The sequence below is a fragment of the Streptomyces sp. NPDC045470 genome (assembly GCF_040646595.1).
In the GTDB taxonomy this organism is placed as follows: Bacteria; Actinomycetota; Actinomycetes; order Streptomycetales; family Streptomycetaceae; genus Streptomyces.
In genome coordinates, this window is record NZ_JBEZAN010000004.1 from 652,878 (window position 1) to 668,833 (window position 15,956).

At 74.5% G+C, this 15,956-nt stretch carries 11 protein-coding genes; 6 read left to right on the plus strand and 5 right to left on the minus strand.

What is annotated here, in order from left to right; genetic code table 11:
- Positions 1–145: 145 nt before the first annotated feature.
- Complete coding sequence (locus AB0A97_RS17265; protein ID WP_361150065.1) at positions 146–1,483, minus strand: LCP family protein; 1,338 nt, start codon at positions 1,481–1,483, stop codon at positions 146–148.
- Between the two features lie 317 nt (positions 1,484–1,800).
- Complete coding sequence (locus AB0A97_RS17270) at positions 1,801–2,553, minus strand: TIGR03089 family protein (protein WP_361150067.1); 753 nt, start codon at positions 2,551–2,553, stop codon at positions 1,801–1,803.
- Between the two features lie 127 nt (positions 2,554–2,680).
- Between AB0A97_RS17270 and AB0A97_RS17275 the strand changes: the two genes are divergently transcribed.
- From AB0A97_RS17275 to AB0A97_RS17285, 3 genes are all read left to right on the plus strand, one after another.
- A complete protein-coding gene (locus AB0A97_RS17275) occupies positions 2,681–4,123 on the plus strand; it encodes an N-acetylmuramoyl-L-alanine amidase (RefSeq protein ID WP_361150069.1) in 1,443 nt (480 codons plus the stop codon).
- A gap of 73 nt (positions 4,124–4,196) precedes the next feature.
- The gene (locus AB0A97_RS17280) at positions 4,197–5,279 is read left to right on the plus strand and encodes an NDP-sugar synthase (protein ID WP_361150071.1); all 1,083 of its coding nucleotides are present in this window, start codon (positions 4,197–4,199) and stop codon (positions 5,277–5,279) included.
- A gap of 152 nt (positions 5,280–5,431) precedes the next feature.
- Complete coding sequence (locus AB0A97_RS17285) at positions 5,432–6,346, plus strand: DNA-3-methyladenine glycosylase 2 family protein (RefSeq protein ID WP_361150074.1); 915 nt, start codon at positions 5,432–5,434, stop codon at positions 6,344–6,346.
- Positions 6,347–6,400: 54 nt separating this feature from the next.
- Here the strand turns inward: AB0A97_RS17285 and AB0A97_RS17290 are convergent, their stop codons facing one another.
- Genes AB0A97_RS17290 through AB0A97_RS17300 form a run of 3 tightly spaced genes read right to left on the minus strand, consistent with a single transcriptional unit; the run spans position 6,401 to position 9,243 of the window.
- Positions 6,401–7,780: a coenzyme F420-0:L-glutamate ligase gene (locus AB0A97_RS17290; protein WP_361150076.1), complete on the minus strand. Its 1,380-nt coding sequence runs from the start codon at positions 7,778–7,780 to the stop codon at positions 6,401–6,403.
- Entirely contained in the window at positions 7,777–8,733 is a 957-nt protein-coding gene (gene cofD, locus AB0A97_RS17295) for a 2-phospho-L-lactate transferase (RefSeq protein ID WP_361150078.1), read from the minus strand. Before cofD ends, AB0A97_RS17290 begins: the two co-directional genes overlap by 4 nt.
- A 12-nt stretch (positions 8,734–8,745) precedes the next feature.
- Positions 8,746–9,243 carry a cysteine dioxygenase family protein gene (locus tag AB0A97_RS17300; RefSeq protein ID WP_361150080.1) on the minus strand — a complete coding sequence of 166 codons (498 nt, stop codon included), beginning with the start codon at positions 9,241–9,243 and terminating at the stop codon, positions 8,746–8,748.
- Positions 9,244–9,933: 690 nt separating this feature from the next.
- Between AB0A97_RS17300 and AB0A97_RS17305 the strand changes: the two genes are divergently transcribed.
- The 3 genes from AB0A97_RS17305 to AB0A97_RS17315 all read left to right on the plus strand — a co-directional run bounded on the left by AB0A97_RS17305 (position 9,934) and on the right by AB0A97_RS17315 (position 15,902).
- Positions 9,934–10,197: a WhiB family transcriptional regulator gene (locus tag AB0A97_RS17305; protein ID WP_003983763.1), complete on the plus strand. Its 264-nt coding sequence runs from the start codon at positions 9,934–9,936 to the stop codon at positions 10,195–10,197.
- A gap of 294 nt (positions 10,198–10,491) precedes the next feature.
- Entirely contained in the window at positions 10,492–14,352 is a 3,861-nt protein-coding gene (locus tag AB0A97_RS17310; RefSeq protein WP_361150083.1) for a glycosyltransferase family 2 protein, read from the plus strand.
- Positions 14,349–15,902 carry a DUF5719 family protein gene (locus AB0A97_RS17315; RefSeq protein ID WP_361150085.1) on the plus strand — a complete coding sequence of 518 codons (1,554 nt, stop codon included), beginning with the start codon at positions 14,349–14,351 and terminating at the stop codon, positions 15,900–15,902. The genes AB0A97_RS17310 and AB0A97_RS17315 overlap by 4 nt, the downstream gene beginning before the upstream one ends.
- Positions 15,903–15,956 lie beyond the last annotated feature (54 nt).

Genomic DNA, 15,956 nt, shown 5'->3' on the forward strand with positions numbered 1-15,956 from the left:
TGGTCGTGCGGACCGGATCGCTCACACTATCCGCCCGGTTCGGCGACGAGCGACGCCCGTGACACATTCCACTCCCCTACAACTGGGCAATTCACCCCATCTTTTCGGCAGCTTTCCAGCGGCCGGACGTATTTTTGCCGAGCTTTCAGCGGCAGATCCCGCGTTCGGCGGTGGTTCCCCGGAACGTGGGTGTCGCGGACGGGAGAGCGGAACCGTCCGACGTGTCGCCCGCGGAATCCTTACGCGATCCGGACGCCGGGTTCGGGGATTGCGGCGCGCCCGCCGTGTTCCGCGCCCGGCCGGGTACGGCGGACGCGGCGGGGGCGGGGGAGGGAGCCGCCGAAGGGGTCCGTACGGTCACCGGGCGATCCTTGGCCAGTTGCCGGAAGAGCTGCCCGGCGTCCGGCTGGACGAGTTCGTCGCGGTCGGGGTCGTAGCGGTACTCCTGACGCGGAACAGTCAGAAACTGCACCTTGTCGGTCGGAATGCTGCGCATACCGCGGACCCATTCGTACAGGCCCCGCAGGGACGCCAGGTCCTCGTCCGTGGTCAGGGAGCTGGTCGCGGCGTCCAGCAGCGGATAGAGCCGGCCGGGGTGCAGCAGGACGCCGTTGCTCTGGACCTTGTTCACCAGCGCCGCCAGGAACTGCTGCTGGCGCTCCATGCGCATGGTGTCGCTGCCGTCGCCGAGGCTCTTACGGGCCCGGACGTAGCCGAGCGCCTCCTCCCCGCGCAGCGTCTGCCAGCCGGACGGCAGCCGCAGATGCGCCTCGTCGTCATTGACGGGGCGTTCCAGGCAGAGGTCGACTCCGTCCACCGCGTCCACCATTTTCTTGAATCCGGCGAAATCCACGATCATGTGGTGGTCGATGCGAATGCCGGTCAGCTTCTCGACCGTACGGATCGTGCACGCCGCCCCCGCGAACTCGAACGCCCAGTTGAACTGGATGAATTGCGGTACCGACTGCTTTCCGTCGGAACGCTTGCAAGCGGGAATGCGCACCATCAGATCGCGCGGGATGCTGACCGCCGTCGCGCTCCTGCGGTCCGCCGCCGCGTGCAGCAGGATCGCGGTGTCCGAGCGTTGGGTGCCGTTGTCCGCGCCGTACTTGCCGTTGGATTCCCCGGAGCGCCGGTCGGAGCCGATCAGCAGGACGTTCTCCGCGCCCCCGGGCTCCGACTTGGGCCGCTCCGCCTCGTACTTCTCCAGCTCGTTGCGGGTGTCGTGGTCGGTACGGATGTTGCCGTCCAGCTTGGTGTAGAGCAGCCAGCCGGTACCGGCCGCGGCCAGCAGCAGCCCGGCGAGCCCGAGGGCGGTCCAGCGCAGCCACCGGCGCCCGGGCCGCGGGCCGGTGGCCGTCGCGCCGCTCTCCGCCGTGAGGTCCAGCGGCGGGGCCGCGGGCGGGGCCGGGCGCCCGCCCGGCTCGCCGTCGGCGTCCCGCGGACCGGGCCGGCCGGGAGGGTTCTCCGGGCTGTCGCTCACGTGTGCGTCCCCATCCCTCCGGAGTCGGTGTCCCGCCCGCGCGGGCCACCGTCCGGGGCCGGACGGGCGGGCCCGCAAGGGCATCCGTATCCCAAGATCATGGCCTGCCCGGGGCGTACCGGCCCCTCACGGAGGGTCAGGCGTCCGCCGGACGGGGGACAGGACGCGGGAGCCCGGGGCCGGGACGCGGCCGGAAGGCGGACCCCGGCCGGGACGCGGCCCGGGCGCCTCGGGACGCGGACCCGGCATCTCGGGGCACGGCCCCGGCACCCGGGACACGGCACCCCGGCCCCGCGCCGGAGACGCGGTACGGCCCGTCAGTCCGCGCGGTGCGTGACCCGCTCGCTCTCCTCGCGCTGCGCCAGGCCGTCCGCGGCCAGCCGGTCCAGGTTGCGGCACAGGACGACCGAGCCGCCCGCGGCCAGCGGGGCGAACAGCCCGGCGGACAGGCCCGCCCAGGTGTCGTACGGCAGGCCGGACAGCAGCCGGGACCCCTCGGACAGCCCGCGTTCCGCGGCATCGGCCAGCGCCACCGCCACCACCTCGGCGCCGGTCAGCTCCCGGCCGTCCACGGCGAGCGCCGGGTCCTGCGGGGAGACCGGCGCGTACGGCGCGAACCGGTCGCCCTGGCTCGGCACCTCGACCGCGTAGTCCGCGAAGCCCTGCGGCGCCTGCGGGAAGCGGCCGCCCAGCGGGCGCAGCGCCAGCGCCACCCGCTCGCCCGTACAGGCGCGGGCCTCCTCCAGGGTGTCCGGGCCGCTCACGACGAGGTCCGCCGCGCCCGGGTCGCCGCCGACGTCCGCGACCACGCCGACCGAGGAGCAGGCCAGCAGCCAGACCGCGGTCTGCCAGTGCGCGGGCAGCAGCAGCGCGAGGCGGTCGCCGGGTTCGGCGGCGAGGTCGCCCTGGAGGTAGTTGGCGGTCTTCGCCACCCAATTGGCGAAGGTGGCGACGGACAGTTCCACGCGCTCGCCGGTGGCGTCGTCGTAGAAGGTCACGAGCGGGCGGGCCGGGTCCGCGGCGAGTGCGGAACGCAGCAGGTCGGCGGGGGTGCGATCGGTGGTGTTCATCGGCGTCAGGGTACGCGCGGCGGCGGCCGCCGGTCAGCCGGACGGCGGGCGGGTACGGGGCATCCGGGCCGACGCGCCGTCAGTTTCATGAATGGCATGTTATGTCCCATTCGTTCACGCTTTCTCCATGCGTGCCATTCTTGCTACCTCGATCGCCGTGACGTGCACCGCGGCCCTCGCCCTCCCGCTCGCCCTGCCCGCCGGGGCGACCACCGCCGGCCCGGCCGGCACCTCCGCAACCGGTACGTCCGACGGGCGGCCCGCCCCACGGGCCGGACAGCCCGCACAGCCGGGTCAGCGGTCCGGCCGGGCCGTACCCGTCGGCATCCCCGGCAGCACCCGCTCCCTGCCCCTGCGCCCCCTGCACACCTCGGACCGGAGCGCGGCCTCCGGCGCCCAGGGCGGGTCCGCCCGCGGTGTCGCCCCGTTCTCCATGGTCGGCGTCGTCTGGGACGACCCGGCCGCCGAACTCCACGGCGACGTCCAGGTCCGTACCCGCCCCGTCGACAGCACCGGCTGGTCCGGCTGGCAGGACCTCCAGGCGCACGACGACGACGCTCCCGACCCGAGGTCCGCCGAACGCCGGGGCGGCTCCGTACGGGGCAGCACCGCACCCCTGTGGGTGGGCGCCTCCGACGCCGTGGAACTGCGCGTCCTCCCGGAGCGCGACGGCAGCGGCCGGACGGCCGCACGCCGGGCCCTGCCCGCCGGGATGCGCCTGGAGCTGGTCGACCCCGGCCAGGACACTCCGCAGGTACGGGCGGCGCGGATCGGCGAACAGCCCTCCGGCGGGAGCCGTCCGAAGCCGCCCCGGAACACCGGAACCGTCGGCTCCGCCCTCGACGCCCTGCTCGGCGTCTTCCGCCTCCCCGCGCTGGGCAAGCCCGCCGGCCCCGGCGACGACTACGACGACGAGCCCACCCCCCGCCCCACCGACACCTCACGCCCCACCACCCCGCGCTCCCACATCGGCCCGCGCCCGGCCATCGTCACCCGGGCCGGCTGGGGCGCCGACGAGCGGCTGCGCGAGCGGGAGTTCGCGTACACCAAGAGCGTCCGGGCGGCCTTCGTCCACCACAGCGCCACCGGCAACAACTACACGTGCCGGCAGGCCCCTTCGGTGCTGCGCGGCATCTACCGCTTCCACGTCAAGAGCAGCGGCTGGCGCGACATGGGCTACAACTTCCTCATCGACAAGTGCGGCACCGTCTACGAAGGCCGTGCGGGCGGCGTGGCCAAGGCGGTGATGGGCGCCCACACCCGCGGTTTCAACCAGAACAGCATGGGCATCGCTGTCCTCGGGGCGTTCGAGAATGCAAATCCGCCCGCCGCGGCCGTGTCCGCGGTGGCGAAACTGACGGCCTGGAAGCTCGGCCTGTACGGAGTCGATCCGCGAGCCGTCACGACCCTGGTGTCCGGCGGCGGCAACCGGTTCAAGAAGGGCACCAGGGCCAAGCTGCACGCCATCTCGGGGCACCGGGACGGGGTCAACACCAAGTGCCCCGGCGACCGCCTGTACAGAAAGCTCGGTACCGCGCGCGAATCGGCGGCCCGCCTCCAGGGGCGCTGAAAGTCCATTCGAAAGTATCTGCCTACACTGGTCCGCCGACCGGCCGACCCCAGCAGGAAGCAGAGAAGACAAGGTGACTGAAGCGATCCTCCTGGTCGGCGGCAAGGGCACCCGGTTGCGCCCGCTGACGGTGCACACGCCCAAGCCGATGGTCCCGGCCGCCGGCGTCCCCTTCCTCACCCACCAACTGGCGCGCGCCCGCGCCGCGGGGGTGGAGCACGTCGTGCTGGCCACGTCCTACCTCGCCGAGGTCTTCGAGCCGTACTTCGGCGACGGGTCCGCGCTCGGCCTGCATCTGGAGTACGTCACCGAGGAGGAGCCGCTGGGCACCGGCGGCGCCATCCGCAACGTCGCCTCCCGCCTGCACTCGGCACCCGGCGAGCCGGTCCTGATCTTCAACGGTGACATCCTCACCGGACTGGACATCGCGGCCTTGGTGGACACCCACCGCACCACCGGCGCCGACGTCTCCCTGCACCTGACCAAGGTCGCCGACCCGCGCGCGTTCGGCCTGGTGCCCACCGACGCCACCGGCCGGGTCACCGCCTTCCTGGAGAAGCCGCAGACGCCCGAGGAGATCGTCACCGACCAGATCAACGCGGGCGCCTACGTCTTCAACCGCTCGGTCATCGACACCATCCCGGCCGGCCGGCCGGTCTCCGTCGAACGCGAGACCTTCCCCGGCCTGCTGGAGAGCGGCGCCCACCTCCAGGGCATGGTCGACTCCACCTACTGGCTCGACCTGGGCACCCCGCACGCCTTCGTCCGCGGCTCCGCCGACCTGGTGCTGGGCCGCGCGCCCTCCCCGGCCGTCCCCGGCCGCTGCGGTGACCGCCTGGTCATGGACACCGCCGAGGTGGCGCCCGACGCCAAGATCACCGGCGGTTCGTCCGTCGGCCCCCGCGCCCGGATCGGCGCGGGCGCGCGCGTCGACGGCAGCGCCGTCCTGGAGGGCGCCGTCGTCGAGCCGGGCGCCCGCGTCCGCGACTCGCTGATCGGCGCCGGGGCGCGCATCGGGGCGCGCACGGTGCTGGAGGGCGCGGTCATCGGCGACGGCGCCCACGTCGGCGCCGACAACGAACTGCGCGACGGCATACGGGTGTGGTGCGGCGCCGAGATACCCGAGGCGTCGGTCCGCTTCTCCTCCGACCAGTAGGCCGCGGTACGGGGACGGGCAGGAAGCGGCAGCCGGGCGCCGTCCCTCCGGAACCCTTCCGGAGCCCCTCCAGACCACCTTGGAACACCTCCGAATCCCCTCCGGGCACCAGGCCCCCGCCACCGCCCACCCGCATCACTTACCCTGGCCGGATGCCCGCCCCCCTCCGCCGCACCTGGACCCCACCGGGTCCGTACGACCTGCACCGCACCCTCGGTGTGCTCGGTCGCGGCCCCGGCGACCCGGCGTTCCGGGTGGTGGACGGCGCGGCCTGGCGGGCCAGCCGCACGCCGCAGGGACCGGCCACCTTGTGCGTACGGGAGCGGCCCGGCGCCGGGCAGGTCGAGGCCGAGGCGTGGGGCCCCGGAGCCGAGTGGATGCTGGACGGGCTGCCCGCCCTCCTGGGGGAGGGCGACGACCCCGCGGCCTTCACCCCGCGGCACCGCCTCGTCCACGAGGCGCGCCGCCGCCATCCCGGCGTACGGCTCGCCCGCACCGGCCTGGTCCTGGAGTCGCTGATCCCCTCGGTCCTGGAGCAGAAGGTCACCGCCGACGAGGCGTACCGCGCCTGGCGCCTGCTGCTCCAGCGGCACGGCGAGCCCGCGCCCGGCCCGTTCGAGCGGCTGCGCGTGATGCCCGATCCGCGCGGCTGGGCGCTGATCCCGTCCTGGGAGTGGCACCGCGCGGGCGTCGACCACAAGCGTTCGGCCACGATCCTGCGGGCCGTACGGGTCGCCAGCCGCCTCGAAGAGGCCGCGGCCATGGACCTGCCGGACGCCCTGCACCGGCTCCAGCTGGTCCAGGGCATCGGCCCGTGGACGGCCGCCGAGGCGCTCCAGCGCTCCAACGGCGCGCCCGACGCGATCACCGTCGGCGACCTGCACCTGCCGCGCATCGTCGGTTACGCGCTGACCGGGCGGCGCGACGGCACCGACGAGCAGATGCTCGACCTGCTCGCCCCGTACGAGGGACAGCGGCACCGCGCCACCCGCTTCATCCTGCTGTCGGGCCGGACCCTGCCGCGCCGCGCCCCGCGCTTCCCCGTCGGGGACATCGCCCGGCTGTAGCGACGGCCGGACGGTGCCTCTGTAGGCCGGGCGGCGCCCCGTGGGCGCGGGTCCTCAGCGCACCACCACGAAGTCGTCCCCCGAGCGGTCCGGCCGCGGCCGGGGCGGCGCCGCCGGGCGGCCCACGGCCACCGCGCCCATCGGGTCCCAGTCCGCCGGCAGGTCCAGCGCCTCGCGTACGACGTCGCGGCAGAACATCGTCGAGGACACCCACGCCGACCCCAGCCGCTCCCCGGCCAGCGCGACCAGGAAGTTCTGGATGCCGGCGCCGTTGGCGACGACGAACATCTCCCGCTCGGCCGCGTTGCGCCGCGCGTCCGGATAGGTGTGCGAGCCGTCCATGACCAGGCACGGCACGACCAGGTACGGCGCGTTGCGCAGCACGTCGCCCCGGCGCACCCGCTTGGCGATCGACTCCGCGCTGAAACCGTCTCCGCGCAGGTCGGCGATCCAGGCGTCCCGCATGGCGTCCAGCAGCCCGGTGCGGGCGCTCTCGGTCTCCAGCAGGACGAACCGCCAGGGGGTGGTGTGGTGCGGTGCGGGTGCGGTGACGGCCGCGGCGACCGCGCGCCGGACCGCGCCGGGGTCCACCGGGTCGTCGGTGAACTCGCGGACCGTACGCCGCAGCGTCACCGCTTCCCGTACGGCCTCGGAGGTGCCCAGCCGGAACATGTCGTCGGGAGCGGACCGCACCAGGTCCCGGGCCCCGGCGTCGTCCGTGGCGCCGTCCGTGCCGTCCTCGCGCACCACGTGCGGCAGCCCGCGGACCACCGCCACCGGCAGCCCGGCCGCCTTGCCCTTCACCAGGTCGCCCGCCGCGGCCAGTTCGTCGGCGGTGGCGACGATCGTCGCGCTGAGCGGATTGCCGTACGCGTCCGTGCCGCCGCGCAGGTCGTCCAGCACCCGGACCCCGGCCGCGCCGATCGCGACATCGGTCAGTCCGCTGCGCCACGGCCGCCCGAAGGTGTCGCTGACGACGACACCGACCCGTACGCCCAGCGCTTCCCGCAGCCCGTCACGGATGGCGCGCGCCGAGGCGTCCGGGTCCTCGGGCAGCAGCAGTACGGTCCCGGCCGGCGTGTTGGAGGCGTCGACGCCCGCCGCCGCCATGACCAGGCCCTGCCGGTTCTCGACGATGCGCAGGGTGCCGCGGCGCGCCACGACCCGTACCGTCTCCTGGTCGATGGCGGCCTCACGGTCGGTGGCCTCCATGATCCGGCCCTCGGCCTTGCTGATGATCTTCGAGGTCACCAGCAGCACGTCGCCGTCGGCGAGCCCGGGCAGCCCGTCGGCGGTCGCCGCGGACGCGATGATCTTGGCCAGGTCGTCGCCGTCCCGCACCTCGGGGATGCCGGGCAGCGCCCACACCCGGTAGGCCGGGGCCGCCGCCTCGGGGGCGCTCGCGGCGGCCGGCGCGGGCCCGGAGGCGCTCACGCGCGGACCTCCTCGGCCAGCGCCAGCGCCGCACGGGCCATCGCGGCGGTGGCGTCCAGGTCCGTCATCATCAGCGGTACGGCCTGGCAGCGGATGCCCGCCTCCTCGACCTCGGGCACCGCGCCCGCGTCCACCGTGTCCACGAGCCAGCCGTCCAGCAGACCGGAGCCGTAGTGCTGGGCCACCGCGGCCGCCGTCGACTCGACGCCGACCGCCGCGAGGACCTTGTCCGCCATGCCGCGCACCGGCGCGTCCCCGACGATCGGCGACAGCCCGACCACCGGCACCCCGGCGTCCGCGATCGCCTCGCGGATACCCGGCACCGCCAGGATGGTGCCGACGCTCACCACCGGGTTGGACGGCGGGAAGAGCACCACGTCGGCCTCGGCGATCGCCTCCAGCACGCCCGGGGCGGGCTTGGCCTGCTCGGCGCCGACCGGCACCACCGCGTGCGCGTCCACCGAGGCGCGCAGCCGCACCCAGTACTCCTGGAAGTGGACGGCCTTGCGCTCGCCGTCGACGTCCACGGCGACATGGGTCTCGATCCGGTCGTCGGACATCGGCAGCAGCCGCACCCCGGGCTTCCACCGCGCGCACAGCGCCTCGGTCACCGCGCTGAGCGGGTAGCCGGCGCCGAGCATCTGCGTACGGACGATGTGGGTGGCGAAGTCCCGGTCGCCGAGCCCGAACCACTCGGGCCCGACCCCGTACGCCGCCAACTCCTCCTTCACCCGGAAGGTTTCGTCGGCCCGGCCCCAGCCCTGCTCCTCGTTGATGCCGCCGCCGAGCGTGTACATCACGGTGTCGAGGTCGGGGCAGACCTTCAGCCCGAACAGATGGATGTCGTCACCGGTGTTGCCGATGACCGTGATGTCGGCGTCCGGCGCCGCTGCTTTCACACCCCGCAGGAAGCGGGCGCCGCCGATGCCGCCGGCGAGAACCACAATGCGCATGGTCCCAGCATGTCAGCCGGTGACCGCCTCGTGGGAGGCGCCCGCCGCGCACCGGGCGCTGTGCATCGGCATGTCGGTCAGGCCGGGGAAGTACACGTGCAGGCTGACGGCGGGGACGAGCGCGGCGTTGACGACCTCGTGGACGTAGCCGGGGGCGAAGACGCGCTGCGCGCCGGCCGTCAGCGCCCGGTTCCCGCCCGTGGTGCGCTCGCTCAATTCGCCCTCCAGGACGGTCAGTACGCCGGAGGAGGGGCCGTGGTCGTGCCGTCCGCTGCCCTGCCCCGGCAGCCAGCTCAGCAGCCACACCTCGTAGCCCGGCCCCTGGCGCAGCCGGTGGTACCAGCGGGTGGTGGCGTCGTAGCGCACGAGCGGGGCCCAGGCCGCGCGGCTGGCGGCGATCTCGCGGGCGAGCCCGGCGAAACCGGCGACGGTGGCGGGGTGGGCGGGGACGGGCGGGAGCAGATGCGGGATCGCGAGCGGGTCGCCGGCGATCTGGACGTCGCTGTTCATGTGCGGGATTTCCTCGGCAAGGTGCTCGGGTGGCGCAGATCAGATGACGCGGAGGGGGTGCGCCGCCGCGCGCGGGGTGCGCGGAGCGGGCACGGAAGCCGTACGGCGGGGTACTGCGGGAGGCGGAAAGCTGGAGCTCGGTGGCGTCAACAGCTCGAACAGCGACAGCGGGCCTGGGCAGCGCAGCGGGACCCGTAGGAACGGGTCAGGCGGAGCGCAGGAATCGCTGGCATGCCTGCAAGGAGACCGGGTACTCGGCGCCGTGTCAACCGGGTGTCTGGTTTGGGGTAAATGTTTCACCTCATCCGGTTACTGCGAGCGGCGAAAGGTTTGTGCAGGCGAGGTGTGGAGCAGACGGGCGACATCCGCGCACTCCCGCGCGCCGTTGCGGTCTCGTGACCTGAATGTGACCTGTCCCGCTTCGGCGAGTGCGGTGCAACGGCTGTGCCGCCCGTCGCGTCCTTGGGTGTGAGAGGGGAGTTACGGGTGATGCGGCTGAGGAAGTGTCCTGTTTTTTGCCGATTTGAACACTTTCTGCATAGGCTTGGTTCCGCAGAGTGAATAAGGGGCCCAATAGCAGATCTCGGCTTGACTGGCCCGGATCGGCACACTTGTAATTTCACTCGTGTCGTTCAGCCGTCATCGGTAACGGCTGCATCACGGGGACGCAAAGACAGACGAGGGGCGCACATGACCGAGCTGTTCCAGGAATTGCTGGTCGAAGAGGCGGACGAGGAGCTCGGCTGGCAGGAGCGCGCGCTGTGCGCCCAGACCGACCCCGAATCCTTCTTCCCGGAGAAGGGTGGCTCCACCCGCGAGGCCAAGAAGGTCTGCCTCGCGTGCGAGGTCCGCTCCGAATGCCTTGAATATGCCCTCGCCAACGACGAACGCTTCGGCATCTGGGGCGGACTGTCCGAGCGCGAGCGGCGCCGGCTCAAGAAGGCAGCGGTCTGACGTCCGGTGCGACGGCCCCGGCTGCCGGGCCACCGATTCTCCCCATATCCCCCTATAGACAACGGTCCGCCTCCGCAGCCCGCCTGCCGGAGGCGGATCGCTGTGTACGCGGCAGACGGACGCGCACCGCCGAAGCATTAGTGTGGGGCCGCGTCCGAGGCGCACCGACGCCCTGACCGGCACCCGGCCACGACCCGTGCCGTCGGCCGCACCGCGTCGCCGTCCGTCGCAGTCCACAGCGCAGCGCTATGCCGGGGGAGGACCCCGAGACCCCCGGGGAGGGCCCCTACCTCGATGTCCGTGCACAGTCAGCCGGCCGACCAGGCCGCGCAAGCCGCCGCCCAATACCACGACGGCTCACCCGAGTTCCCCCGGCACGTCGTCACCGCCGTGATCGTCTCCCACGACGGCGAACGCTGGCTCCCCGACGTCCTCGCCGGAATCCTCGGCCAGGAACGCCCGCCGCAGCAGATCCTCGGCGCCGACACCGGCAGCGCGGACGCCTCCGCCCGGCTGCTCGGCGAGGCCCTCGGCGACGACCGGGTGCTCCACCTCGCCCGCCGCTCCGGCTTCGGCACCGCCGTCGACGAGGCCGTCCGCACCGCCCCCGTCCTCGGCCCCGACGACCTGCCGTACCTGCGCCGCCCCAGCGGCTGGGACCCGGTCGGCCGCACCTGGCGCGACGACGCCTACGACCTGCCGGAACTCCCGCACGGCGACCCCGTCCAGTGGCTGTGGCTGCTGCACGACGACTGCGCCCCCGAACCCGACGCGCTCGCCGAACTCCTGCGGGTCGCCGACTCCAGCCCTTCCACCGCCGTCGTCGGTCCCAAGCTCCGTAGCTGGTACGACCGCCGCCAGCTCCTCGAAGCAGGCGTCAGCATCGCCCGCAGCGGCCGCCGTTGGACCGGCCTGGACCGCCGCGAACAGGACCAGGGCCAGCACGACCAGGTACGGCCCGTCCTGTCCGTCTCCAGCGCGGGCATGCTCGTCCGCCGCGACGTGTACGAGCAGTTGGGCGGCTTCGACCGCCGCCTGCCCCTGATGCGCGACGACGTCGACCTGTGCTGGCGCGCCCAGGCCGCCGGCCACCAGGTCCTCGTCGCCCCCGACGCCGTCCTGCGGCACGCCGAGGCGTCCGCCCGCGAACGCCGCCCCATCGACTGCGTCGGCCGCTCCACCGCCAGCCCCCACCGCGTCGACAAGGCCGGCGCCGTCTACACCCTCCTGGCCAACACCCGCGGCGCCCTGCTCCCGTACGTCGCCCTGCGCATCGTCCTCGGCACCCTGCTGCGCGTCCTCGCCTACCTCGTCGGCAAGGCCCCCGGCCAGGCCCTCGACGAACTCGCCGGCCTCATCGGCACCCTGCTGCGCCCCGGCGCGATCCTCGCCGCGCGCAAGAAGCGCGGCCGCCCCGCCACGGACGCGGGCGAGCTGCGGCCCCTCTTCCCGCCACCCGGCGCGACCGTACGGGCCACCGTCGAACAGGTCGCCGGCAACCTCGCCGGGCGCTCCGCCCCCGAAGCCGCCTCCGCCGGACGGCACGGCGCTGTCGAATCCGGACCCGGCGGCGACGACGCCGACTACCTGGAGATCGAGCAGTTCGCCCGCCTCAAGCGGATCGCCCGCCGGCCGGCCCCGGTGCTCTTCCTCCTCCTGCTCCTCGTCTCGCTCGTCGCCTGCCGCTCCCTGCTCGGCTCCGGTGCCCTCACCGGCGGCGCCCTGCTGCCCGCCCCCGACCGCCTCGGCGACCTCTGGAGCGGCTACCTCGACGGCTGGCACACCACCGGCACCGGCAGCACCGCCGCCGCGCCCCCCTACCTCGCCGTCCTCGCCCTCGTCGCCACCTTCTTCCTCGGCAGCACCAACCTGGCCGTCACCGTCCTGCTCGTGTGCTCCGTACCGCTCGCCGGACTGAGCGCCTACTTCGCCTCCCGGCCACTGGTCACCTCCCGCCTGCTGCGCGCCTGGGGCAGCGTCGTCTACGCCTTCCTGCCCGCCGCCACCGGCGCCCTGGCCGGCGGCCGCGTCGGTACCGCCGTCCTCGCGATCCTGCTGCCGCTCATGGCACGCGCCGCCGTCGCCGCCGGCGGCCTGCGCCTGACCCCCGGCACCCGGCCGAGCTGGCGCGCCGCTTGGGCGTACGCGCTGCTGCTCACCTTCACCACCGCCTTCACCCCGGTCGTCTGGCCCGTCGCCGTCCTGCTCGGCATCGCCCTGCTGGTCCTGCGCGCCCTCGACGGCAACCGCGGCCTGCTCCTGCCCTACGCCCTGCGGTTCCTCGCCGTCGCCGCCGCCCCGCTCGTCGTCCTGGCGCCCTGGTCGCTGTCCCTGCTCGCCCACCCCTCCCGCTTCTTCCGGGAGGCCGGACTGGACCTCGGCACGGGACCGGCCTCCGTACTGGACCTCGTCGGCATCAGCCCCGGCGGCCCGAAGGCCGGCGGCGGGGTGCTGCTCCTCGGCATCGTGCTGGCCGCGCTGGCCGCCACGCTGCGCGCCGACCGGCAGCGCGCCGTCCGCATCGCCTGGGCCGCGGCCGTGACCGGCCTGCTCTTCGCCGTGCTCGCCAACCGCTCCGCCTGGGCCGGGCCCGCCGTCCTCGTCTACGGGCTCGCGCTGCTGAGCGCCGCCGCCGTCGGCGCCGAAGGCATCCGCTCCCGTATGGAGACCCTCGGCTTCGGCTGGAAACAGCCGGTCGCCGTCCTGATCGCGATCTCCGCGCTGCTCGCCCCGCTGTACGCGGCGGCCAGTTGGATGATCACCGGCGCGGCCGGGCCGCTGGAGCGCCGCGACCCCGTCCAGGTCCCCGCCTTCGTCGCCGAGGACACCGGCTCCGTCGACCAGGCCCGCACCCTCGTCCTCGACGGCGACGCCGGCCACGTCGCGTACACCCTGGTACGCGGCTCCGGCGCCCGCCTCGGTGACGCCGACATCGCCACCGAGACCGGCGAGGACAAGCGGCTCGGCGGCATCGTCGCCAACCTCGTGGCCGGCTCCGGCGCCGACCAGACCAACCAGCTCGGCGGCTACGCGATCCGCTACCTCCTGGTCCGCGACGGTGCGCCCCGCGACATGGGCCGCGTCCTGGACGCCACCCCCGGCCTGACCCGCCTCAGCCAGGACGACGGCAGCGCCCTGTGGCGCGTCGACCAGCGCGTCTCACGCGTCTCGATCGTGCCCGGGGAGACCAAGGACGGGACGCGCGCGGGTCGCGCCACCGCACCGGTCCCGGTTCCGTCCGGGCCCGTCGCGGCCCACACCGACCTGCCCAACGGCGCCGACGGCCGGGTGCTGCGCCTCGCCGACACCGCTGACGCGGGCTGGCAGGCCACCCTCGACGGCAAGGCACTGAAGCCGGTCACGGTCGACGGCTGGGCGCAGGGCTTCGCACTGCCCGCGTCCGGCGGCCGCCTGGACCTCACCTACGACGACCCGGTGGGCCACACCGCGTGGCTGTGGGCCCAGGGCCTGCTCGCCGTGGTCCTGGTGGTGCTCGCCCTGCCGGGCCGCCGCCGGGAGATCGACGACGACCTGCCCGAGGAGGGCGCGGCCGCGGTGCCCGCGGAGGCTTTCGCGGGCGAGGGCCGTCGCGCCCGGCGGCTGCGGGCCGCCCAGGCCGCCGCCCCCGAGGACGGCGCGGCGCCGGGCGTCCCGGGCCCGCGGCCCGGGGAGGACCCGGTGACCGACCCTGCGGCCGCGCCTGCCGCCGCCGACCCGATGGCCGCCCCGACCGCCGACCCGTACGCGGCCGACCCGTACGCGGCCGTGCCGCAGCAGCAGAGCTACGAGCAGCAGTCGGCGTACGGAGAGCAGTCGGCGTACGGGCAGCAGCCGGGGTACGGACAGCAGGGCTACGAGCAGCAGCAGGGCTACGACCCGCAGCAGGGGTACGGGCAGCAGATGTACGACCAGTGGCAGCAGCCGCCGCACAGCCAGGGCCAGTACGCACCGGATCAGTACGGGCAGCCGTACACGGGCGCAGCGGGCACCGTCCCGGCGGACCCGGACCAGGCCGCCCCCTACCCGCCCGGCGCCTACGACCCGTACCCCTACGGCCAGCAGCAGCCGCCGCACCAGCAGCAGCCCTACGACGACGGCACGACGTACCCCGGCTCCTACCGCGAGCCCCGCCGTGACGGGAGCGACCAGCAGTGAAGCGCACCATCATGTCCCTGATCGGAGCAACGGTGGCGCTCGGCGCGGTCACCGGTGTCGCCGCCGTCGCCACCCCCGAAGGCCGGAGCACCACCACGGCCGAAGGCGCCTCCCGGCGGCCCGTCGAACGGTCCGCGCTGCTGTGCCCGCCGCCCACCTCGTCGGAGGTCGGCGACACCACGTACACCGCCTTCACCCCCGAAGGGACGGGCGGCAAGGCCGGTTCCCAGGGCACCGCCGGGCTGCTGCCCGCACCGTCCGGCAAGCAGCCGGACGGGAAGGGCGGGCCGGACGGCAAGGGCAAGGCGGGCGCCGGCCAGGGGCAGCAGGGCGCGCAGGCGGGCGCCGACCCCGTCGCGCCCCTGAAGAAGGCCGGCACCCCCGTCACCGCGACCACGGACCGCGCGGACGCGCCCGCCCTCGCCGGGACCGCCGACGGCGCCCTCGCCCCCGGCTGGACCGTCCAGCAGACCACCGGCGTCGCGGCCGGCAGCGGACGCGGCCTGCTCGGCCTGTCCTGCGCGGCGCCCGACACCGACTTCTGGTTCCCCGGCGTGAGCACCGCCAAGGACCGCCAGGACTACATCCACCTCACCAACCCCGACGACACCCCGGCCGTCGTCGACCTCGACCTGCGCGGCAAGGACGGCCCGCTGAAGGCCGGCTCCGGCGAGAACATCACCGTCCCGCCGCACTCCACCGTGCCGGTCCTGCTCTCCACCCTGACGGGCACGCCCGCCCAGGACGCGGCCCTGCACGTGGTCACCCGCGAGGGCCGGGTCGGCGCCTCCGTCCAGGCCGCCGACGCGAAACTGGGCGGCGACTGGCTGCCCGCGGCGGCCGACCCCGCGCCCGGCGCGGTCCTGCCGGGCATCCCGGCCGACGCCACCGCCGTCCACCTCGTCGCCGTCGCGCCCGGCAAGGAGGACGCCGACCTGAAGGTGCAACTGGCCACCCCGAACGGCCTGATCACCCCGGCCGGACTGGAGACCCTGCACGTCAAGAGCGGCATGACCGCCTCGGCCGACCTCAAGGACCTCACCAAGGGCGAGGCGGGCTCACTGGTGCTGACCCCCGCCGACGGCTCCAAGGCGCCCGTCGCGGTGGCCCTCCGGGTCGTCCGCGGCAAGGGCGACAAGCAGGAGATGGCCTTCATCCCGGCCACCGGACCGGTCGCCCAGCGCGCCACCGCCGCCGACAACCGGGACAAGGGCAGCACCCTGTCCCTCGTCGCACCGGTGAAGGGCAAGGACGCCGAGGTCACGGTCACCGCGTCGGCGGGCAGCGGGGGCGGTACGCCGGTGTCGAAGACGTACACGGTCAAGGGCGGCAGCACCCTCGCCGTGGAACCGCCGCGCCCGCAGGGCCTCAAGGGCTCCTACGCCCTGACCGTCACCCCGGCGGCGGGCAGCGGCCCGGTCCACGCGGCACGGACCCTGGCCCTGCCCCAGGGCGGCCTGCCCGCCTTCACCGTGCAGACGCTCCCGGACGACCGGGGGTCGGTGGTGGTGCCGACGGCGGGGGAGGACCTCAGGCTGTTGCTGAAGTGAGAGGCGGGGGCCGAGGCACCCGGAGCCGGGCTGCCGAGCCGCCGGGGCGCCCGG